At 67.4% G+C, this 20,136-nt stretch carries 19 protein-coding genes and 1 other RNA gene; 5 read left to right on the forward strand and 15 right to left on the reverse strand.

Annotation, left to right across the window (positions count from 1 at the left end; all coding sequences use genetic code 11):
- Positions 1–9 precede the first annotated feature (9 nt).
- The 3 genes from ilvN to miaA all read right to left on the reverse strand — a co-directional run bounded on the left by ilvN (position 10) and on the right by miaA (position 3,587).
- Positions 10–567 (reverse strand): acetolactate synthase small subunit, encoded by a 558-nt coding sequence (ilvN, locus tag QQZ18_RS05120; protein WP_446728599.1) that lies wholly within the window; start codon positions 565–567, stop codon positions 10–12.
- Positions 568–627: 60 nt separating this feature from the next.
- On the reverse strand, positions 628–2,394 hold the full coding sequence (locus QQZ18_RS05125) for an acetolactate synthase 3 large subunit (RefSeq protein WP_284538531.1): 1,767 nt from the start codon (positions 2,392–2,394) through the stop codon (positions 628–630).
- 245 nt (positions 2,395–2,639) lie between these two features.
- Positions 2,640–3,587 carry a tRNA (adenosine(37)-N6)-dimethylallyltransferase MiaA gene (gene miaA / locus QQZ18_RS05130; RefSeq protein ID WP_284538533.1) on the reverse strand — a complete coding sequence of 316 codons (948 nt, stop codon included), beginning with the start codon at positions 3,585–3,587 and terminating at the stop codon, positions 2,640–2,642.
- Between the two features lie 14 nt (positions 3,588–3,601).
- Here miaA and serB point away from each other — a divergent pair, with 14 nt between their 5' ends.
- A complete protein-coding gene (gene serB, locus QQZ18_RS05135) occupies positions 3,602–4,492 on the forward strand; it encodes a phosphoserine phosphatase SerB (protein WP_284538535.1) in 891 nt (296 codons plus the stop codon).
- Between the two features lie 158 nt (positions 4,493–4,650).
- Here the strand turns inward: serB and QQZ18_RS05140 are convergent, their stop codons facing one another.
- The 5 genes from QQZ18_RS05140 to ssrA form a co-directional block, all read right to left on the reverse strand.
- Positions 4,651–5,439, reverse strand: coding sequence for a TSUP family transporter (locus QQZ18_RS05140; protein ID WP_284538537.1), 789 nt, complete (start codon positions 5,437–5,439; stop codon positions 4,651–4,653).
- 21 nt (positions 5,440–5,460) lie between these two features.
- The gene (locus QQZ18_RS05145) at positions 5,461–5,697 is read right to left on the reverse strand and encodes a ribbon-helix-helix domain-containing protein (RefSeq protein ID WP_284538540.1); all 237 of its coding nucleotides are present in this window, start codon (positions 5,695–5,697) and stop codon (positions 5,461–5,463) included.
- The gene (locus QQZ18_RS05150) at positions 5,694–5,906 is read right to left on the reverse strand and encodes a DUF4169 family protein (RefSeq protein WP_284538542.1); all 213 of its coding nucleotides are present in this window, start codon (positions 5,904–5,906) and stop codon (positions 5,694–5,696) included. Before QQZ18_RS05150 ends, QQZ18_RS05145 begins: the two co-directional genes overlap by 4 nt.
- 6 nt (positions 5,907–5,912) lie before the next feature.
- Positions 5,913–6,512, reverse strand: coding sequence for an SspB family protein (locus QQZ18_RS05155; RefSeq protein ID WP_284538546.1), 600 nt, complete (start codon positions 6,510–6,512; stop codon positions 5,913–5,915).
- A gap of 142 nt (positions 6,513–6,654) precedes the next feature.
- Positions 6,655–7,021, reverse strand: a transfer-messenger RNA (tmRNA) gene (gene ssrA, locus QQZ18_RS05160).
- 112 nt (positions 7,022–7,133) lie between these two features.
- Here ssrA and QQZ18_RS05165 point away from each other — a divergent pair.
- Genes QQZ18_RS05165 through QQZ18_RS05175 form a run of 3 tightly spaced genes read left to right on the forward strand, consistent with a single transcriptional unit; the run spans position 7,134 to position 10,301 of the window.
- Entirely contained in the window at positions 7,134–8,459 is a 1,326-nt protein-coding gene (locus QQZ18_RS05165) for a chloride channel protein (RefSeq protein WP_284538548.1), read from the forward strand.
- Positions 8,460–8,493: 34 nt separating this feature from the next.
- A complete protein-coding gene (locus QQZ18_RS05170; protein WP_284538549.1) occupies positions 8,494–9,288 on the forward strand; it encodes a thymidylate synthase in 795 nt (264 codons plus the stop codon).
- Positions 9,285–10,301, forward strand: coding sequence for a DUF4424 domain-containing protein (locus tag QQZ18_RS05175; protein WP_284538552.1), 1,017 nt, complete (start codon positions 9,285–9,287; stop codon positions 10,299–10,301). Before QQZ18_RS05170 ends, QQZ18_RS05175 begins: the two co-directional genes overlap by 4 nt.
- A 92-nt stretch (positions 10,302–10,393) precedes the next feature.
- Here QQZ18_RS05175 and QQZ18_RS05180 read toward each other — a convergent pair whose 3' ends face one another.
- From QQZ18_RS05180 to QQZ18_RS05210, 7 genes are all read right to left on the reverse strand, one after another.
- Positions 10,394–11,944, reverse strand: a complete 1,551-nt coding sequence (locus tag QQZ18_RS05180; protein WP_284538553.1) for a DegQ family serine endoprotease — start codon at positions 11,942–11,944, stop codon at positions 10,394–10,396.
- Between the two features lie 207 nt (positions 11,945–12,151).
- A complete protein-coding gene (locus QQZ18_RS05185; protein ID WP_251730531.1) occupies positions 12,152–12,340 on the reverse strand; it encodes a DUF2065 domain-containing protein in 189 nt (62 codons plus the stop codon).
- A complete protein-coding gene (hflC, locus tag QQZ18_RS05190; protein ID WP_284538558.1) occupies positions 12,337–13,251 on the reverse strand; it encodes a protease modulator HflC in 915 nt (304 codons plus the stop codon). The genes QQZ18_RS05185 and hflC overlap by 4 nt, the downstream gene beginning before the upstream one ends.
- The gene (gene hflK / locus QQZ18_RS05195; RefSeq protein ID WP_284538560.1) at positions 13,251–14,375 is read right to left on the reverse strand and encodes an FtsH protease activity modulator HflK; all 1,125 of its coding nucleotides are present in this window, start codon (positions 14,373–14,375) and stop codon (positions 13,251–13,253) included. Before hflK ends, hflC begins: the two co-directional genes overlap by 1 nt.
- A gap of 201 nt (positions 14,376–14,576) precedes the next feature.
- Positions 14,577–15,098, reverse strand: a complete 522-nt coding sequence (locus QQZ18_RS05200; RefSeq protein ID WP_284538561.1) for a dihydrofolate reductase — start codon at positions 15,096–15,098, stop codon at positions 14,577–14,579.
- Positions 15,089–15,616: a GNAT family N-acetyltransferase gene (locus tag QQZ18_RS05205; RefSeq protein WP_284538563.1), complete on the reverse strand. Its 528-nt coding sequence runs from the start codon at positions 15,614–15,616 to the stop codon at positions 15,089–15,091. Before QQZ18_RS05205 ends, QQZ18_RS05200 begins: the two co-directional genes overlap by 10 nt.
- A complete protein-coding gene (locus tag QQZ18_RS05210) occupies positions 15,613–19,278 on the reverse strand; it encodes an AsmA family protein (protein ID WP_284538565.1) in 3,666 nt (1,221 codons plus the stop codon). The genes QQZ18_RS05205 and QQZ18_RS05210 overlap by 4 nt, the downstream gene beginning before the upstream one ends.
- A gap of 269 nt (positions 19,279–19,547) precedes the next feature.
- Here QQZ18_RS05210 and QQZ18_RS05215 point away from each other — a divergent pair, with 269 nt between their 5' ends.
- The gene (locus tag QQZ18_RS05215; RefSeq protein WP_284538567.1) at positions 19,548–20,117 is read left to right on the forward strand and encodes a hypothetical protein; all 570 of its coding nucleotides are present in this window, start codon (positions 19,548–19,550) and stop codon (positions 20,115–20,117) included.
- Positions 20,118–20,136: the final 19 nt, after the last annotated feature.

Consider the following 20,136-nt stretch of genomic DNA (forward strand, 5'->3'; position numbering starts at 1 on the left):
GGTGGGGCTTCAGATCCCCGTCCGGCCGCGCGCCAGCGCCGCGAGCCCGGTGCGGGCCAGCTCGACGAGGCCGCACTCCTTCATCAGGCCGACGAAGCGGTCGATATCGGCCGGCGCGCCGGTGATCTCGAACACGTAGGAGTCGAGCGTGGCGTCGACGATGCGGGCGTTGAACGCCTGGGCAAGGCGCAGCGCCTCGTCGCGGATATCGCCCTTGCCGCACACCTTGACCAAGGCCAGCTCGCGCTCCAGCGCATCGCCGGCCCAGGTAAGGTTGACCACCTTGTGAACAGGCACCAGACGGCCGAGCTGATGCATGATCTGCGAGATGACCGGCGGCCGGCCCGTCGTCACGATGGTGATGCGCGACATGTGGCTCGCGTGCTCGATCTCCGAGACGGTGAGGCTCTCGATGTTGTAGCCGCGCCCGGAGAACAGGCCGACGACGCGGGCGAGGACGCCCGGCTCGTTGTCGACCAGCACCGATAGCGTGTGGCTGCGCTCGGTGGCGGGGAACTCTTCTTCCAGGAAGTAGGCGGACTGGGATTGGCCTGCGACGATCATCATGATGTCAATTCCGATAAAGTGTTGCGTGCGGATGCGAGGGGCCGCGTCAGCGGCCGCGCCTCACACCAGAACCTTGCCGGCGGTGCCGATGGCCGTCTCGATCTCCTCGTCGGAGACGTCTGCGCCCAGCAGCATCTCGTTGTGGGCCTTGCCCGAGGGGATCATCGGGAAGCAGTTGGCGAGGCTGACCACGTGGCAGTCGAACAGCACCGGGCGATCGATGCGGATCATCTCCTCGATGGCATCGTCGAGTTCGGACGGCTTCGAACAACGAATGCCGACGGCGCCATAGGCCTCGGCGAGACGCACGAAGTCGGGCTGGGAATCGACATAGGAATGGCTGAGCCGGTTGCCATGCAGCAACTGCTGCCACTGGCGCACCATGCCCATGTACTGGTTGTTCAGGATGAACGCCTTGACCGGTGCGTTGTGCTGCACCGCCGTCGACAGCTCCTGGATGTTCATCTGGATCGAGGCGTCTCCCGCGATGTCGATCACCAGCGCACCGGGATGGGCGAGCTGGGTGCCGATGGCGGCCGGCAGGCCGTAGCCCATGGTGCCGAGACCGCCCGAGGTCATGAAGCGGTTCGGCTCCTCGAAGCCATAGTACTGCGCCGCCCACATCTGATGCTGGCCGACCTCGGTGGTGATGTAGGTGTCGCGATCCTTGGTCAGCGCGTAGAGGCGCTCGATGGCATATTGCGGCATGATCGCCTCGGCCGACGGACGGTAGGTCAGGCACTTCTTCGCCCGCCAGCCGTCGATCTGCTTCCACCACGCCCCAAGCGCCGCCTTGTCCTGGATCGGCTTGCGGGCCGTCCAGGCGGCGATCATGTCTTCCAGGACATGCCCGACGTCGCCGACGATCGGCAGGTCGACCACGACGTTCTTGTTGATCGACGACGGGTCGATGTCGATGTGGATCTTCTTGGAGTTGGGCGAGAAGGCATCGATGCGGCCGGTGATGCGATCGTCGAAGCGCGCGCCGATGCAAACCATCACGTCGCAGTCGTGCATGGCGAGGTTGGCTTCATAGGTGCCGTGCATGCCCAGCATGCCCAGCCAGTTCTTGCCCGAGGCCGGATAGGCGCCGAGACCCATCAGCGTCGAGGTGATCGGGAAGCCGGTCATCTTGACGAACTCGCGCAGCAGCGCCACCGCCTTCGGGCCGGAGTTGATGACGCCGCCGCCGGTGTAGAGGATCGGCTTCTTGGCGGCGATCATCAGCTCGACCGCCTCGCGGATGGCAGCGTCCGGCGCCTTCACCGCCGGATGATACTGCGTCAGCGCCTTGTCCTTGCAGTTCTCGTAGGTGCCGGTCTGGAACTGGATGTTCTTGGGGATGTCGACCAGCACCGGGCCGGGGCGGCCGGTGGTGGCGATGCGGAAGGCCTCGTGCAGGATGCCCGGCAGGTCCTCGATGCGGCGCACCAGCCAGTTGTGCTTGGTGCAGGGCCGCGTGATGCCCACCGTGTCGGCCTCCTGGAAGGCGTCCGTGCCGATCAGCGTCGTCGGAACCTGACCGGTGATGCAGACCATGGGGATCGAGTCGAGCAACGCGTCGGTCAGCGCCGTCACCATGTTGGTGGCGCCGGGGCCCGAGGTGGCGAGCGCCACGCCGACCTTGCCGGTGGAGCGAGCATAGCCCTCGGCGGCATGTCCCGCGCCCTGCTCGTGGCGGACGAGGATGTGGCGGACCTCCTCCTGCTGGAACAGTTCGTCGAAGATCGGCAGCACCGCGCCGCCGGGATAGCCGAAAATGGTGTCGACGCCCTGATCGATCAGCGCCTGGATGACCATTTCCGCGCCTGTCATCTGCCGTGTCATCGCCTGTTACCTCAAGCTCTCGTCCCGTTATCCCGGGGAAATCGTTGCGTTGTTCAGGTAATAAAAAAGGCCCCGAAGAGGGACCTGACTTTCGCGCACCATGAAAACCCGGCAGGCCTCAGTGAGAGACCTCCGACACGGTGCGCCATGTAAGTACTACGAGAAGGGAACGCATGCCGCCCTCTGGCTCATATGCCGGGACAACCCCGGAATTGGCGGCAACGTAGCGGTAGCCGGCTGGTCGGTCAAGAGCCTTGTTTCATTCGTTGCGCGGTATCGTCGACCACAGCAACAAAATGTCGCGACGCCGCCGGATTGAGGCGCGGCCAGTCCGGCATCTGATTGCGGAACCAGGTTTCCTGCCGTTTGGCATATTGCCGTGTCGCCGTGATCGCCGCCTCGACGGCCGCCTCGACGGCGATCTCCCCCCGCGCCGCCGCCATCATTTCCGGCACGCCGATGGCCTTCATGGCCGGCAGCGCCGGGTCGAGTCGAAGAGCGGCAAACGCCCGCGCCTCATCAAGCCCGCCGTCCGCCGCCATGGCGCGGAATCGCTCGTCGATGCGGGCATGCAGCCAGTCACGGTCCGGCGCCATGACGATATGAGCGACATGCGCGCCTGAGATCAGCGGCCGCGAGCGCTTCTCCTGCCATTCCGACAGCGGCCGTCCCGTGCTGTCGGCAACCTCCAGCGCCCTCAGCACCCGCTGCGTATCGTTGGGATGCAGCCGGCCGTGGAGCACCGGGTCGACCACCGCCAGCTCCCTGTGCAGGCTGGCCGGGCTCATCGCCCGTGCCCGCTCGCGCCAGAAGGCACGCACCTGGCTGTCGATGGGCGGCACGTCGGAGAGCCCTTGCGTCATCGCGTTGAAGTAGAGGCCGGTACCGCCGACGATCACCGCCGGCCGGCCGGCGATCTCCTTCAGCGTCCGTTCGAGATCGTCGAGATAGCGGGCGACGGTATAGCCCTCGCCACCGCCGACATGGCCGTAGAGGCGGTGCGGCGCGCGCGCCTCGTCCTCCGGGGACGGTCGCGCCGTCAGGATGCGCAGCTCGCGATAGACCTGCATCGAATCGGCGTTGATCACCACGCCGTCGCAGCGCTCGGCGATCGCCAACGCCAGAGCCGACTTGCCGCTCGCCGTCGGGCCGGCTATCAGAACCGCGCGCCTTTCTACCGTCTCCGCCGTCACGCCTGGAGCCTCCCATGTCGCTTGTCGCAACGCTTGTCTCATCTCCGGCCAATCCGCAAGTGACCGATAGCCTGATCGTCAGCGTGTCGCGGCGCCTGGGCGGCGACGCCCACAAGGTGCTGGCCGAAGGCATCGCCGCCGACATCGCCGTCGGCGACTACCTCTCGCACAGCGAGGCGGTGCATCGCATCGCCGAGGTCGTGGGCGAGGCAGCGGTCGATTTCGCCGTGCTCCCCGCCGAAGGGCGGCGCAAGAAGCTGTTGGTCGCCGACATGGACAGCACCATGATCGGCCAGGAATGCATCGACGAACTCGCCGCCTTCGTTGGCCTCAAGGAGCACGTCGCCGCCATCACCGAGCGCGCCATGCGCGGCGAGATCGCCTTCGAGCCGGCGCTGCGCGAGCGCGTCGCCCTTCTGAAGGGGCTCGACATCGCCGTCGTCGACGAGGTGCTGCGCGAGCGCATCACCCTGACGCCGGGCGGCCGCGAGCTGATCGGCACCATGCGGGCGCACGGCGCCTATACGGCGCTGGTCTCCGGCGGCTTCACGCTGTTCACCGACCGCATCCGCGACATGATCGGCTTCAACGAGGACCGCTCCAACTGCCTCATGACCGAGGGTGACCGGCTCGCGGGCCTCGTCGCCGAGCCGATCCTCGGCAAGGCGGCGAAACTCTCCACGCTGATCGAGCTCAGAGAGGCGCGCGGCCTCGCCCACCACGAAACTGTGGCGATCGGCGACGGCGCCAACGACCTCGACATGATCAACGAAAGCGGCCTCGGCGTCGCATTCCACGCCAAGCCGAAGGTGGCGGAAGAGGCCCAGGTGTCGATTCGCCATGGCGATCTCACCGCCGTGCTCTACCTGCAGGGTTTTGCCCGCGAGGAATTCGCGGCGGTTTAGGTTTGAACTCTATATCGACGGCGAGTTCTGTTCTGCCCGAGGTCCTGCGCCTTCGCGCAGGATGACGGCTTTATATAAATGAAAACAAATACATAGATTGTCATCCTGCGCGAAGGCGCAGGACCTCGGGCAGAAAGAGGCACAACGACAATATAGGGCTACAGCCCCATCACCCACATCCGCACCGGATTGGCGGGATCGGCCAGGAGCTTGATGGCAAGGCAGATGCAGGTGATCACCAAGAGCGGCCGGATGATCTTGGCGCCTCCCTTGACGGCCAGACGCGAGCCGAGCTGCGCGCCCAGGAACTGACCGGCGCCCATCACGAGGCCGGGCTTCCAGAAGATGGCACCGGAAGCGAGAAACACGAAGAAGCTGCCGATGTTGCTGGCGAAGTTGAGCAACTTGGTATGCGCCGTCGCCTTCAGCAGACCGAACCCCGCCAGCGACACGAAGCCCAGCATGAAGAACGAACCGGTGCCCGGCCCGAACAGACCGTCATAGCAGCCGATCAACGGCACGAAGGTCAGGGTGAACAGGAAGGGCGTCATCCGCGCGTGCCGATCCTGGTCGTTGAGGCCGCGCTTGAAGGCGAAATAGACGGCGATGGCGATCAGCATCACCGGCATGGCGATCCTGAGCCAGTCGCCCGGCAACACCGTGGCGAGCAGCGCGCCGAGGATCGAGCCCGCCCCGGACATCATCGCCATCGGCATCTGCGATCTGAGATCCACCTGCCCTGCCCGTGCATAGGCAAGCGTCGCCGACCCCGAGCCGAACAGCGATTGCAGCTTGTTGGTGCCGAGCGACTGGATCGGCGTCAGGCCGGCCAGCATCAGCGCCGGCACGGTGATGAGGCCGCCGCCGCCGGCGATGGAATCGATGAAGCCGGCGACCAGTGCGGCGAAGAACAGCACCGTCAGGAGATGCAGGGAAAGATCGACCAAGATGGGGCCCAATCGGAAGGGTCAGGAGGAAACGGAGCGCTCCAAGGCGGAAAGGGACGCGGTGAGATCGGCCAGAACGGCCAGGCGAACGGCGCTGGCCAGATTGCGGTCGCCACGCGTCCTGTCGATGTCGAGCACGAAGGCCGAAAGGCTCTGGCCGCGCCGGCCGGCAAGCCGCTCCGCCGCCGCCCAGAACTCCGGCTCCAGCGCCAGACTGGTGCGGTGCCCGGCCAGCGACAGCGACCGCTTGACGTTCATGACGAGGCGTCCGGCGGCGTCTCCGGATCGGTGGGGGTATCGAGGCGATGGCCGTCGAGGCGGCGCGCCTCCAGCGCGTCCTGCGCCTTGGCTGTCAGTTTCTCCACCTTGCTGCGGCCGAACTTGACGCGATTCTCCGCCGCTTCGTCCTCGCGGCGGCGGCGATCGCGATCCTTGCGCGCCCGGCGGAGATTGACCAGTTCGCCCATCGCCGATCAGGGCTTCTTGCGGAAGGCGTCGAGCGAAACCACCGTCGGTCCGCTCGTGTGCTCCTCGCTCGCCTCCTCGGCGGGCTTCGGCTCCTCGGCTGCCTTGGCGGCGGGCTTTGCCGGCTTGGCGGCAGGCTCCTTGGCGGCCTGCCCCCTGGGCGGACGCGACGCGACCTTGGGCTCGCCGCTGGCCGGACCGATCGCCTTGAGCGGGCCCTCCTCGGGCATGTCGGCGGCATTGCCGCTCTCGTCGACCAGCGGGAACTGCACGGCGAATTCCACCGACGGGTCGAAGAAGCCACGCACCGAGGCAAACGGTACCACCAGCTTTTCCGGCACGCCGGAGAAGGAAAGGCCGATCTCGAAGCTGGTCTCGTTGACCACCAGCTCCCAGTACTGGTGCTGGATGACGATGGTCATCTCGTCCGGATAGCGCTCCTTCAGGCGGGCGGAAATGCGCACGCCCGGGGCCCGGGTATCGAAGATGATGTAGAAATGATGCTCGCCCGGCAGGCCGGCGTGAGCCACTTCCGCCAGCACCTTCTTCACAAGGCCACGGAAGGCTTCCTGAGCCAGAACGTCGTAACGGATCATGTCCTTGGGCATTGAGGCTCCGCCTTGAGGAAATCGCGAGACAGCCGATTGGCCGTCGTGCCCATAGTTTAGAGCATCCGGCGCAACAGTGTAAACGGCTTCGCGGCCCATGGCCGAAAGCACGCGACACAAAGTACTGATCGATAAGGGATTGAGTGGAGGCTTCTGTTGCCAGGTGCCTCCGAACCCCGCCTAAAGGTGCAACCCCCTAGGGCTTGATTCCCAGTTTGGGCACCGCATTACGCGGCGACGGCCACCGGAGCATAGTTGTCATTCGCAACTATAGGTTTAGCCCGATAACGGTGGTACAATGCCGAGTGAAAGAGCCGCCTTTACGCCCCCGTCGATCCTATTTCGCCCCCGCCGAAGGCCTTGCGCCGATTGGCTTTGCAAGGCCTTGGGTGGAGGCGCCGGGTACCGCCCCCGGGTCCGAATGGTTTATTGCGCAGTCCGTTTATCACCATAGCCGGATTGCTCCGGCAGGAAGACATATAGGGGCTGGAGGCCCGCCTGTGAAGAGGCCGCAAACGATCCGTCCCCACCCTGGGACGCGGCCATGCGCCGCGCCGCCTTGACCGGGTAGCGGCCCAAGTCCGATAGAAGCGCTGAAACGCACAGAACCGGCGAGTTCCCATGCCACGCCTGCATCGGCCGAAAGTCTACGCCCGCTATTCCCGCGTCGAGGCGTCGCGCCTCCGCCGTCAGGTCCTGTTCCTGGCCGGCGGCATCGGCGTCGGCGTCGCCGCCGTTCTGATGGCCCGCGCAGCCGACCTCGCCCAGCACGGCTTCCGGGCCGGCGTCTCGGCATGGCCCTGGCTGCCCCTTATCGTGACGCCAGCCGGTTTCGCACTCTCCTGCTTTCTGGCCCGCCGCCTGTTCCCCGGTTCGCAGGGCAGCGGCATTCCGCAGGTGATCGCCGCCCGCAAGCTGCCCTCCACCGAGCCGTCGGGGCACCTCGTCTCGCTCAGGATCGCCGGCGGCAAGATCTTGCTGATGCTGCTCGGCCTCCTGGCCGGCGGCTCGCTCGGCCGCGAAGGTCCGACGGTGCAGGTCGGCGCCGCCATCATGCAGGCGGCCGGCCGCGTCGCCTCCATCCGCCGCTCGTCGCTGCTGCTCGCCGGTGGCGCCGCTGGTGTCGCCGCCGCCTTCAACACGCCGCTGGCCGGCATCGTCTTCGCCATCGAGGAGCTCAGCCGCTCCTTCGACAGCAAGGCGAGCGGCATCGTCATCATGACGGTGATGCTCGCCGGCCTGACGGCCCAGGCGCTGCTCGGCGACTACACCTATTTCGGCTCGTCCTACGTGACGCTGTCACAGGGCATCGCCTGGATCGCCGTCCCCATCGTGGCGGTGGTGGGCGGCGCGCTCGGCGGCCTGTTCAACCGCCTCAACGTCGCCTGGTCGCACGGCCTTCCCGGCAGACCGGGCGCCTTCATCCGTCGGCGGCCGATCGTCACCGCCGCCCTCCTGGGTCTGCTGGTCGCCCTGCTCGGCCTCGTCTCGGGCAGCGACGTTAGCGGCACAGGCTACGAGGCGGCACGCGCCGCCATCCACGAGACGCCGGCCGACGTTGGCCTCTGGTACGGCCCGGCCAAGCTCCTCGCCACGCTGGCCTCGACCCTGTCGGGCATTCCCGGCGGCATCTTCTCGCCGTCGTTGTCCATCGGCGCCGGCCTCGGCCTCGACGTCGCCCACTTTCTGAACGTCGATGCCGTTCAGGCCATCGCGCTCCTGGGCATGTGCGCCTATCTGGCCGGCGTGGTTCAGGCCCCCCTGACCTCGGTCGTGATCGTCCAGGAGATGACGCTCAACCACTCCATGCTGCTGCCGCTGATGCTGGTGGCACTGATCGCCGGCAAGGTCTCCAGCCTGATCGCGCCGGAGGGCGTCTACCACGCCCTCGCCCGCAACTTCGCCCTTCCCCCACCGACGGCTGACTCGGCACGCGACTCCGGTTAGTCTCTCCTGCCCCACGCAATCGCAGCGGACCGTCATGCAGCAGTATCTCGACCTCCTGAAGCTCATCCTCGACACCGGCACTGCCAAGGAGGACCGCACCGGCACCGGCACGCTGTCGGTCTTCGGCCATCAGATGCGCTTCGACCTCGCCGAGGGGTTCCCGCTTCTGACCACCAAGAAGCTGCACATCAAATCGATCGTCCACGAGCTGATCTGGTTCCTGCAGGGCGACACCAACATCCGGTACCTGAAGGACAACGGCGTCTCCATCTGGAACGAGTGGGCCGATGAGAACGGCAACCTCGGCCCGGTCTACGGCCACCAGTGGCGCTCCTGGCCGAAGCCGGACGGCGGCACCATCGACCAGATCGCCGAGGTTCAGGAGACCATCCGTCGCAACCCCGACTCGCGCCGGATGATCGTCACCGCCTGGAACCCGGCCGACGTGCCGAAGATGGCGCTGCCGCCCTGCCACCTCCTGATCCAGTTCTACGTCGCCAACGGCCGTCTTTCCTGCCAGATGTACCAGCGTTCGGCCGACGTCTTCCTGGGCGTGCCCTTCAACATCGCGTCCTACGCGCTGCTCACGGCGATGATGGCCGAGGCGACCGGCCTCAAGCCCGGCGAGTTCGTGCATACGCTCGGCGACGCCCACCTCTATCGCAACCATCTCGACCAGGCCCGGCTGCAGCTCACCCGCTCGCCGCGCCCCCTGCCCCGGCTGAAACTCGCCGAAGGGATAACCGACGTTCGCGATTTCCGATTCGAGCACGTCGCCATCGACGGCTATGATCCGCATCCGCACATCAAGGCCGAGGTCGCCGTATGAAGAGACTGTCCGCTTTCGGACTGGCCGCCGCCTTCGCGGCGGTACCGGTCATGGCTCACGCCAACGACACCATGGCGGAGCTGGCCGCAGGCGGACTCACCTTCGTCTACGCCGACAACGTCCAGATGCAGAGCGAGGATCTCTTCATCTCGCCGAAGGAAGTGCGCGTCGACTACGTCTTCCACAACGACGGCGACAAGGACCGGACGACCGTGGTTGCCTTCCCCATGCCGGATATCGAAGGCAGCGGCGACTTCATGGTCTCGGTACCCAACCCCGAGTCCGACAACTTCATGAACTTCTCGGTGACGGTCGACGGCAAGCCGGTCAAGCCGGAGATCGACCGCCACGCGTTTGCCGTCGATGTCGACATCACCGATCTCCTGAAGGAACACGGCGTTCCCCTGTTGCCCTTCGGCGCGGCGACCGGCGACGTTCTTTCGACCCTGCCGAAGGAAATGCTCGCCGACTGGATCGAGCGCGGCATCGTCATCGCCATGGAGTATGACGACGGCAGCGGCTGGAAGACAGAATACGTGCCGGTCTGGCGGCTCAAGACCACCTACTGGTGGCGCACCACCTTCCCGGCCGGTCGCGACCTCAAGGTCGCCCACCGCTACACGCCCAGCGTCGGCGCCACCGCCGGCCTCGGCTTCGTCGGTCCCGACGACAACGATCCGTTCTCCGGCGAAAGCTTCGAGCGGGAAAAGCAGCGCTTCTGCTTCGACGACGATTTTCTGAGAGCGGTCGGCAAGCGCATGGACGCCGCCGAGGCCCAGCAGTCCTATCTCCAGGAAAGCTGGATTTCCTACGTGCTCACCACCGGTGCCAACTGGGGCGGAACCATCGGCCGCTTCCATCTGACGGTCGACAAGGGCGACGCCGACACGCTGGTGTCCTTCTGCGGCGACGGCGTCAAGAAGACCGGCCCGACCACCTTCGAGCTGACGGCCAGCGACTTCTACCCCGAACGCAACATCGACATCGCGCTGATCCGCCACCCGGCCGACTAAAGGCGGCCGGCTCAACCGATCCTGTCCATCCAATGAAAACGGCCGGTCCCCACGGGAACCGGCCGTCATCTTGTTCGGACCGGTGGCCCGCGTCAGTCCATCTTCACCGCGACGAAGCGCAGGTCGCCGCCGGCATTGGAGACGAGCAGCAGCACCGACTTGCGGCCCATCGTCTTCTGCTTCTCGACGGTCTTGGCGACGTCGGCGGGCGACTGCACCTCTTCCTGCGCCACCTCGACGATGAGGTCGCCGGCCGCGATGCCCTTTTCTGCCGCCGCGCTCGCCGGGTCGACGGCGGAGATCACAACGCCACGGACCTCGGCGTTGAGCTTGTATTTCTCGCGGGCACTGTCATCGAGCGCGCCGAGCGTCAGGCCGAGAATCTTCGTCTCGTCCTTGGGTGGCGGAGCGGCGGGCTCCTCGCCCTTCGCCTCGGCCACCTTCTCGCCCTCCTCGAGGCGACCGAGCGTGACGGGAAGCGTAAGCTCCTTGCCCTTGCGGATCAGCGTGATCGACACTTCCTTGCCCACCGCCGTGTTGGCGACGAGGCGCGGCAGCTCGCGCATGGTCTTGATGGGGTGGCCGTCGAAGGCGACGATGACATCGCCCGGCTCGACCTTGGCCACCGCCGCCGGTCCGCCCTCGGTGACGCCGGCCACCAGCGCGCCCTGCGGGCTGGCGATGCCGAGGCTCTCGGCGAGGTCGTCGGTCACTTCCTGGATGTTGACGCCGAGCCAGCCGCGATGCGTCTCGCCGAACTCGCGCAACTGGTCGACGACGCCGATGGCGATCTCGGAGGGAATGGCGAAGCCGATGCCGATGGAGCCGCCCGACGGCGAGATGATGGCGGTGTTGATGCCGATCACCTCACCCTTCTCGTTGAACAGCGGACCGCCGGAGTTGCCGCGATTGATGGCGGCGTCGGTCTGGATGTAGTTGTCGTAGGGGCCGGAGTTGATGTCGCGATTGCGGGCCGAGATGATGCCCGTGGTCACCGTGCCGCCGAGGCCGAACGGGTTGCCGATCGCCATCACCCAATCGCCGACGCGCATGTGCTCGCTGTCGCCGAACTTGACGGCGGTGAGCGGCTTGTCGGGCTTGACGCGCAGCACCGCGAGGTCGGTCTTGGCGTCGCGGCCGACCAGTTCGGCCTTCAGCTTGCTGCCATCGGAGAAGTTGGCGACGATCTCGTCGGCGTCCTCGATGACGTGGTTGTTGGTGATGATGATGCCCGAGGCATCGACCACGAAGCCCGAGCCGAGCGACTGCACCTTGCGCGGATCGCCGCCCTCATCGGAGCCGCCGCCCTCGCCGTTGTCGGCGCCATCGCCCTGGTCGCCTCCCTGGTCGCCGCCCTTGCCGCCGTTCTTGTCGAAGAACTCGTCGAAGAAGTCCTGGAATGGCGAGCCTTCCGGCACCTTCGGCAGCGGCACCTGCCGCGTTTCGGCCACCGTCTGGGTGGTGGAAATGTTGACCACGGCGCCGATCAGCTTCTCGGCGAGGTCGGCAACCGAGTCCGGCCCCTGCTCGGCGGCTACCGGCGCCACGCCGCCAAGGGCGAGCGCCGCCGCCAGCGTCAGCGCCGCGAGCCCCGATCCGCGCCGCCGCCCGACGTCCGGCACTGTCCTGTTCCATGAGACCATAGCCGGTCTTCCTCCCCTGGAGCGTCCGCCCGCGAAGTCCCAGGTCTTCCGGAGCGCCTGGACGCTAGAAAACAAAACCGGAAACAAGGGCCGGGAGGCCTCTGTTCCGGAGCAGCGCGATCCGCGACCGCGCTCTACGCATTTGGCGAAGTCATAATCCGTTTCACGGATGGAGACAAACCCCACCCGTGATCCACGGAGGGGCCATCAACCGCCACGCACGGCCCAGACGACGGCGACGCCCACCGCCATGGCGGCGACGCCCCCGGTTCGGAGCCAGAAGTCGGAGGCTTCCAGCAGCTGGCGGAGACCCTTGCGCATCAAGGAAGGGGCTGCCGCGTACAGCAGCCCCTCAAGGACGACCATCAGGCCGACGGCAACCAGGAAGTCGTTCAAGGTTGGGCCTGAGCTGACGGTGCCGAAGCACCCGGAAGCGCGCCGGTCGGTCCGCGGAAGTAGCGGAAGAAGTCCGAGTCCGGCTTCAGCAGCATGGTCGTGCCGCTGGCCAGCGACGACGCGTAGGCCTGCATCGAGCGGTAGAACTCGAAGAAGCTGCGGTCGGCGCCATAGGCTTCCGCGAAGATGCGGTTGCGTTCGGCATCGCCCTCGCCGTGCAGGATGTCGGCGTCGCGCCGGGCTTCGGCGAGAAGCACGGTCGCCTGACGGTCGGCCTCGGCACGGATGCGCGCCGCTTCCTGCGTACCCTCGGCGCGAAGCTCGGCGGCTTCGGCCAGACGTTCCGACCGCATGCGGTCGTAGGTCTGCTCGAGGACGTTGTTCGGCAGTTCGGTGCGGCGGATCCTGAGCTCGACGATCTCGATGCCAAGGTTGGCCGCTTCCGGACGGACGAAGTCGGCGACTTCCTTCATCATCGCCAACCGCTCCTCGGACAGCGCGTCGCCGAACGAGCGCGTGCCGTAGACGCGGCGCAGTGCCGAATCTAGGCGGGTGCGAAGACGCGTTTCGGCCAGAGCCATGTTGCCGGTGACGCTCTCGCGGAAGGCGCGGACGTTGACGATGCGATAGGCCGCGAAGGCGTCCACCACATACTGGCGGCTGTCGCGAACCTGGACGACGTTGTTGTCAATCTCGATGGTGTTGAGACGCCTGTCGACGATCTGCACGCTATCGACCGTGTTGGTCGGCAGCTTGAAGTAGATGCCGGGCTCGGTGATGACGCGCTGGATCTCGCCAAAGCGCAGTTGGATGGCCTGATCGCGCTCGGTGACGATGAACGTCGACGAGTAGACGACCAGCGCGATGACCGCGAGAGCGATCAGGACGAAGGGCAAGGCGATCGTGCGCATCACTGGGCGGCTCCCGTGCTCAAGGGGGTCGTCGGACGCCCGACTTCGGGCAGCGGCAGGTAGGGCAGCACGCCCTGCGTGGCTCCGCTGTCCAGGATCACCTTGTTGGTCTTGGAGAACACACCTTCCATGGTCTCAAGATAGATGCGCTCGCGGGTGATCTCGGGCGCCTTGACATACTGCTCGTAGACCGAGGTAAAGCGCTGGGCGCCACCGGTCGCCTCCGCGATCACCTGATCGCGATAGCCGAGCGCCGCCTCGCGGATCTGCGAAGCCTCGCCGCGCGCCTCGCCGAGCCGCTTGTTGGCATAGGCCTGGGCGTCCTGCTTGAACTTGTCCTGGTCCTGCTGGGCGCGCTGCACTTCGCCGAAGGCGTCCTGCACCTCGAGCGGCGGATCGGCGCGGGTGACGTTGACGGCGGTGATCGACACACCGGCATCGTAGGAATCGAGCGTCTGCTGGATGCGCTCGCGCACCGCCGTCTGGGCCACTTCGCGGCCGGTGGTGCGGAACTCGTCGGCGCGGGTGCGGCCGACCACTTCGCGCATCACCGATTCCGACACCTTGCGGACGATGTCCGGCTGGTCGGCGACGCGGAACAGATACTTGACGGGGTCGGCGATGCGCCAGAGCACCGAGAACTCGACGCTGACGAGATTCTGATCGCCCGACAGCATGATGGAATCGGCGCCACCGGCGGCGACGCCACCGAGCACTTCCTGGTTTTCCTTGAGCAGCGCCGGCGTTTCGACCTGTTCGATCGGCCAGAAGGCGAAATGAATGCCCGGCTCGTTCAGTTCCGGCTTGACCTTGCCGAACAGCAGCTCGACGCCGACCTGATCCGGCTGGACGACGTAGATGCTCTGATAGAGCCAGAAGCCGACGGCGGCCACCGCGATCAGCGGCAAGGCCGTCAGCATGCCGGTGGGCTCGCCCTGTCCGGGCCGTCCGCCACCGCCGCCGGGAAGAAGCCGACGAATCTTGTCCTGTCCGCGTCGGAGCAGTTCCTCAAGGTCGGGAGGCTCGTTGCCCCCGCCGCCCTGCGGCCCCCGGGGCGGCTGCCCCCACGGTCCATTGCCGCCGCCTTTCCAGCCGCCGCCACCACTCTGATTGCTCCAGGGCATATGGGTCCCTTCCTCCGAATGCAAAAATCTGGAGCGCTCCCCGCCGGCCTGCCAAGGCCGCCGACCGGGAAACGCTCCGGCTTGGTCTGGCGCGATCATAGGAGGCGAGCCCCCTGTCATCAATGCGCATACAGATCAAACGCCATTTGGGGTGCGAGGCGTCGCCGATCAACCGTTCGTGAGCTGATTCTTTCGACGGCGTCAGCGGCGCCGGACCCAGGTCTCGAAGGTGGCGTCGGCGCTGTCGCGCTCGCCACGGACCATAGGCTCGCTGGCGGCCAGTTGCCAGAGCGCCGGATCGACCGCCGGAAAGCGGGTGTCGCCCTCCGGCGAGGCGGCGATGCGGGTGATGAACAACCGATCGGCGCGCCCGATCGTCGCCGCGTAGAGAGCGCCGCCGCCGGCCACCACGAAGGACGGCACGCCCTTCGCCCCGGCGCTCGCGGACGCCGCCTCAAGCGCCGCGTCGAGGTCGGAGAGCACGGTGACGCCGTCGGGCGCAAATCCCGGATCGCGCGTCACCACGAAGGTCTGGCGTCCGGGCAAAGGTTTGCCGATGGATTCGAAGGTCTTGCGCCCCATCACCATCGGGCGGCCGAGCGTCAGCGCCTTGAAATACTTGAGATCGCTCGACAGATGCCAGGGCATGCCGCCATCGCGACCGATGACGCCGTTCTCCGCCATGGCGACGACGATATCGAGAAGCGGCCGGGTCACGGGCATTCCCTCGCCAGCTTCTCAATGGCCTCGCCCGTCATGCGCACGGGTACCCAGGCATCGTTGAGGGGCGCGCCCATCGCCGCGTAGAAGTCGATGGCCGACTTGTTCCAGTCGAGCACCGTCCACTCGAAGCGGCCGAGCCCCTCGTCGACGCAGCGCCGGGCCAGCCGGGCCAGCAGCGCCTTGCCGACGCCCTGCCCGCGCGCCGCCGGATCGACGAAGATGTCTTCGAGGTAGAGCCCGTGACGGCCGAGGAAGGTCGAGAAGGAATAGAACCACACGGCGATGCCGGCCGGCTTGTCGCCGATGAAACCGAGCTCGCAGAACACGCGCGGATCGTCGCCGAAGAAGGCGGCCGCATAGTCCTCCGGCGTCGCCACCATCTTTTCCGACAGGTTCTCGTAGGCGGCCAGCGACCGGATGAAGCCGGCGATCACCTCGATGTCGTCGGGCGTGGCGGCACGCGTGGTCGGCTTGGGGCGCCGGGCGTGGCGGCCGAGACGAGGGGACGATGGGCTCATGGGGCAGTCTCCGTCACACCGCCCGGCGGCAGACCGACGTCGGACTTCGGCAGCTCCTTGAGCTTGGTGCCGGGGGCCGCCGGCGCGGTATTCTCCAACATCTTGCCGATGGCGTCGAGCGGGTCGCCGCCCGCCTTGTCCGCCCTCGCCTTTTGGGCGGCCAGGAGCGCCGCCGCCTTGGTCTTCTCGGCCAGCGCGGCCGCCGCGGCGCGCTCGCGCGCTTCCAGCATCAGCCGGTTGCGACGGTCGAGCGCCTCGCGATCGCGCAACACCTGTCGCGACAGAAGCTCGCGTTCGAGAATGTCGGCCTGCATCGTCAGCACGCGCTGCGTCTCCTTCTCGAGGGCGCGAATGCCGAGATAGGACGCGAAGGCGGTGACGTCGACGCGGCGGGATGGACCGCCGAGCGGCCCCTTGAACAGCACGGAAACCTGCGGCACGCCGCCGCCGACCGCTGCGTCGCCGGCATTGTGGGACAGGCGCCATTCGCTGTCGACGCTGAGGCGGGCGAGGTCCACCGTCGCCGAGCCGGAGCTGGCGCCGTCCTTCGTCGTCACCACGATGTTGGGCGCCCTCAGCGTGCCGCCGGCCAGCGTGAAGGCGGCGTCGAGCCGTTCGAAGGCGAGATCGCCCATGTCGACATTGTCGGTGAAGGCCTGCCGGATGCGATCTTCGCTGAGGTCCTTGCCGGCATCCGCCAGCCGGATCACCTGATCGAACGCCCGCGTCGTCATGTGGGCGAGCCGGCCGTCCCTGAGCGAGAAGCTGCCACCGCCCGTCAGCGACGACATCCAGCCGGCCAGCGTCCGTCCAGTGGCGTTGATCTGCACGTCGACGCCCAGTGCGCCGGTGACCAGCGGCCGCTCGTCGCGCCTCCAGGCGAGTTCATCCGCCGCCGCGCCGTCGAGGCGCAGCGTGCCGGATATGCCCGCCGTGCCGTCGAGATCGCGCTTGATCATCAGATCGCCGGAGAGCTTGCCGCCGGCCAGCGTCGCCTCGATGCCGTCGAGCCCCGTGCCGGATGCATTGCTGGACAAGGACAGCGACACGCTCTTGGCGGCCGGGCCACCCTCGATATCGAGCCGGCCGAACTTGAGGGCGAGATCGGTGTCGAAGCCGTCGATCAATGCCGAACCGAATGGCGCCTCCGGCCAGGGATTGCGGCTCTGGACGATCGGGAAGTCGAAGGAGGCCGGCCCGAGGACGGCCTCGCCGAGGCCGGCAAGCGAGCCTTCGTCAAAGGAAAGATTGCCCGTCACCTTCGGCACGGCGGGCGCAAAGTCGATGTCGATGTCGCCGACGGTCGGCACCTCGGCAAGCTTGCCCTCGATGCGGTTGACCCGAACCTTGCGGTTGCCGATCGACAGGTGGGCGGCGACATCGGCCGGCGTCGATCCCATCACGCCCTGGACGACGTTGCCCGACAGCACCAGGAGAGAGCCGACGTCCGGCGACTTCAGGTCGAGGTCGAGCTCGGCGCTCGGCGCAGCGCCCCGCACGAGCGTCGCCGAGCCGTTGAGCATCACCTCGGTGGGCCCCATGGCGCCGCGCACCACCACCGCGAGCCCGTCCTTCGACTTGCCCATGGCCGACAGCGTCAGGCTGCCGGCGCCCGTCTGGCCAACATCCGGCACCTCAAGACCGAACTGGCGCATCAGCTCGGCGCCGTCGGGGCCGGTCACGCTGATGTCCGAGGACATGTCGGCGGCGTCCCAGGCATCGACGCGCCCCTTGAAGGCCAGTTCGCCACGTATGTCGGTGGCGGCCGCCGAGCCGTTCAGTTCCACCCTGACGTCGGTCCCATCGCCGGACGCCTTGGCCAGCACCGTGCCCTCGATGCTTGCCGGCCCAAGGTGGGGCGCGGCGTCGCGCAGGAAGCCGACCACGGGCGCATTGGGCGCGAGAGCGCGGACAAGATCGGCGATGCCGTCCAGCTTCTCGGCCGAGACGCGCATCTGGATCGAACCGTCGGGCGTGGTCGTCACGTCGCGGATGGTTCCGGCCGCCGTGACGCGGGCGCCGGATAACGAGCGGACGAACAGGCGGTCGACGTCCAGCGTGGCGTCGACCAGCGAGGCCGACACGTCGAAGCCCTCGGCGCGGGTGTCGCCGGCGATCAGCGCCCCCACGGCGGCCTTGACCACCACGTCGGCACCGGCGCCCTGGCCGGTTGCGAGGCCGGCCACCGTCTGCACGTCGCTGAGCCTCAACTGGTCGGCGTCGAGCGACAGCGTCAGCCTTGGCTTGCGGCCGGCGACGCCGGGCGAGAAATCGAGCGAGCCACTGATCCGGCCCTCGTCAAGGCGGGCGTCGACCTCATCGAGCCGTAGCCCATCCATCGAGGCGGCCACCTTGGCCGAGAAGCGGAAGGGATCGAGGCCGACCTTCGGCCGGTTGGGCGCCCACCAGGCGACCAGCGTCGCCGGCTGTTCGGAGGCGAGCGTCACCTCGCCGTCGAAGCCGATGGTCGGCGAGGTGGCGAGCTGGCCGCGCGCGGTGAGCGACGACTTGCCCGGCAGCGTCGCTTCCAGCGTGTCGATGGTCCAGCCGGACGCGGCGGTCACGAGGTCGGCCCGCAGATCGGAAATGATGCTGCCGCCCACCACCACGCCGGGAATGTCGAAGCCGATGCGGCCCGGCACGCTCGGCACCGGCAGGCCGGCGATGGCGGCGCCGAAAGCGGCGAGCGCACCATCGAGGGAAACCGGCTTGTCCGGCCCCGCGCCCAGCGTGCGGTCGAGGTCGATCTGGCGGGCCGACAGCACCGCCTCGAAGCTCGGCACCGCCGCGAGGTCCAGCGTCGCCGCGCCGGAAATGGTGAACGGTCGCTCCTCGGCGCCGTAGCGGAAATCCAGCGCCTTGGCGAGCACCGCCCGGTTGGACACGTCGAGATCGGCGCTGAGCGACCAGGGCAAAGTCGCCTTGTCTTCCTTGGCGATCACCCGGTCGAGCGTCGCCTTGCCCGCCCAGGTCGGCCGATGGTTGGCGAACTTGAGCTGACCGTCGAAGCTGGCCGCCACCGGGTGGGCCGCCGAGCGCACGTTGGCCTTGAGCGCGAAGGCGCCGCTGCCGTCGGCGGCGCCGGTGGCCGCCTTGATGGAGAAGGTGTCGCCGCCGGCCCGTGCCGTGCCTTCCACCTTGTAGGGGCCGGCCAGAGCCGGCGCATCGAGGCGGGCCTTGATGCCATCCACCACCACGGGCAGGCTGTGCCGCGCATCGGCAATGACGATACGGCCGTCCTCGATGTCGACGCCCGACAGCATCACCCGGCTGGGATTGATGCCGATGCCGCCCTCGGCGGCCATCCATTCGAAGGCGCCGTTGTCGTCGATGCGGACGTTGAGCTCGGGCTGCACCACCTGCATCTCGGTGACGTGGATTTCGCCCGACAGCAGCGGGAAAAGCTCGATCTCCATGTTGAAGCGGCCGACGGTCATCAGCGGCGCGTTGGGGTCGTCGCCGATCACCACGTCGGAGAAGGACAGCGAGGGATAGGGCAACAGGCTGGCGTCGGCCGTCCCGCGAACGGACACCTTGTGTCCCAGAACGTGCGCCGCCTCCGTTTCGAAAGCGGCCCGATAGGCCGTCCAATCGACAAACAACGGCCCGACCAGCGCCACGAGGAGCGCCAGAATGACCGTGAATCCGATACCGAAATACAACGAATTCAGCGTCTTGGCTCCCGTATACCCACCTTGTGGGCGTCGGCGCGGCTCATCTTCGGCCACGCGCCGCCCCGCCCCGTCATCGTGCCGCCTTGCAAGGTTCGCACCACGGCACCGGCGCCCTCTCCCAAAGACTTAGCAAATCGGAACGCCGCTGGGAAACGAGGATTAAGACATAGTTCACCATTCGGCGCGGGTTCGTCTCGGCTGTCGGCGTCGCCCAAATATGGTAATCGGAGTGACCTTTTTCACTCCCGTGAGCCGTCATGACGCTTGCCGCAACGCTGTCCGCCGCCCTCCTGCTGCTGCTCCTGCCGGGACCGACCAACGCGCTGGTCGCCGCCGCGACCGCGACGGGCGGCGCCGTCCGGCTGCTGGGCGCGCTGGCCGCGGTTCTCGCGGCTTACGGGCTGGCGCTGACGCTGCTCGGCCTGGGCGCCGGCACGCTCGCCGAAGTCCTGCCCACCGCCGCTCCCATCCTGAAACTCCTGGCCTCGGCGGCGCTTCTGGTGTCGGCGATCAAGCTCTGGCGCGCCGACCCCGCCGCCGGAGCGGCCCTGCCGACGCGCCGGCTGTTCCTGATCACCCTCATCAATCCGAAGGCGCTGGTGCTTGCCTTCGCCATCCTGCCGCCCGGGCTGCCGTCTCCGGCTCTGCTCGCCGGAACGGCCGCGGCCATCGCCCTGGCGACGGTGGCCTGGGGCCTTGCCGGCCTCGCCATCGGCCGATTCGGGCGCCATCGCGTCGGCGCCGGCACCCTCAACCGGGCCACCGCCGCCGTGCTTGCCGCCTTCGCCGGCACGCTGATGATGACGACGGCTGTCGCGGGCCTCTGAGAGAACTTGCGCCCCGCCC

Source organism: Pleomorphomonas sp. T1.2MG-36, from assembly GCF_950100655.1.
Taxonomy (GTDB): domain Bacteria; phylum Pseudomonadota; class Alphaproteobacteria; order Rhizobiales; family Pleomorphomonadaceae; genus Pleomorphomonas.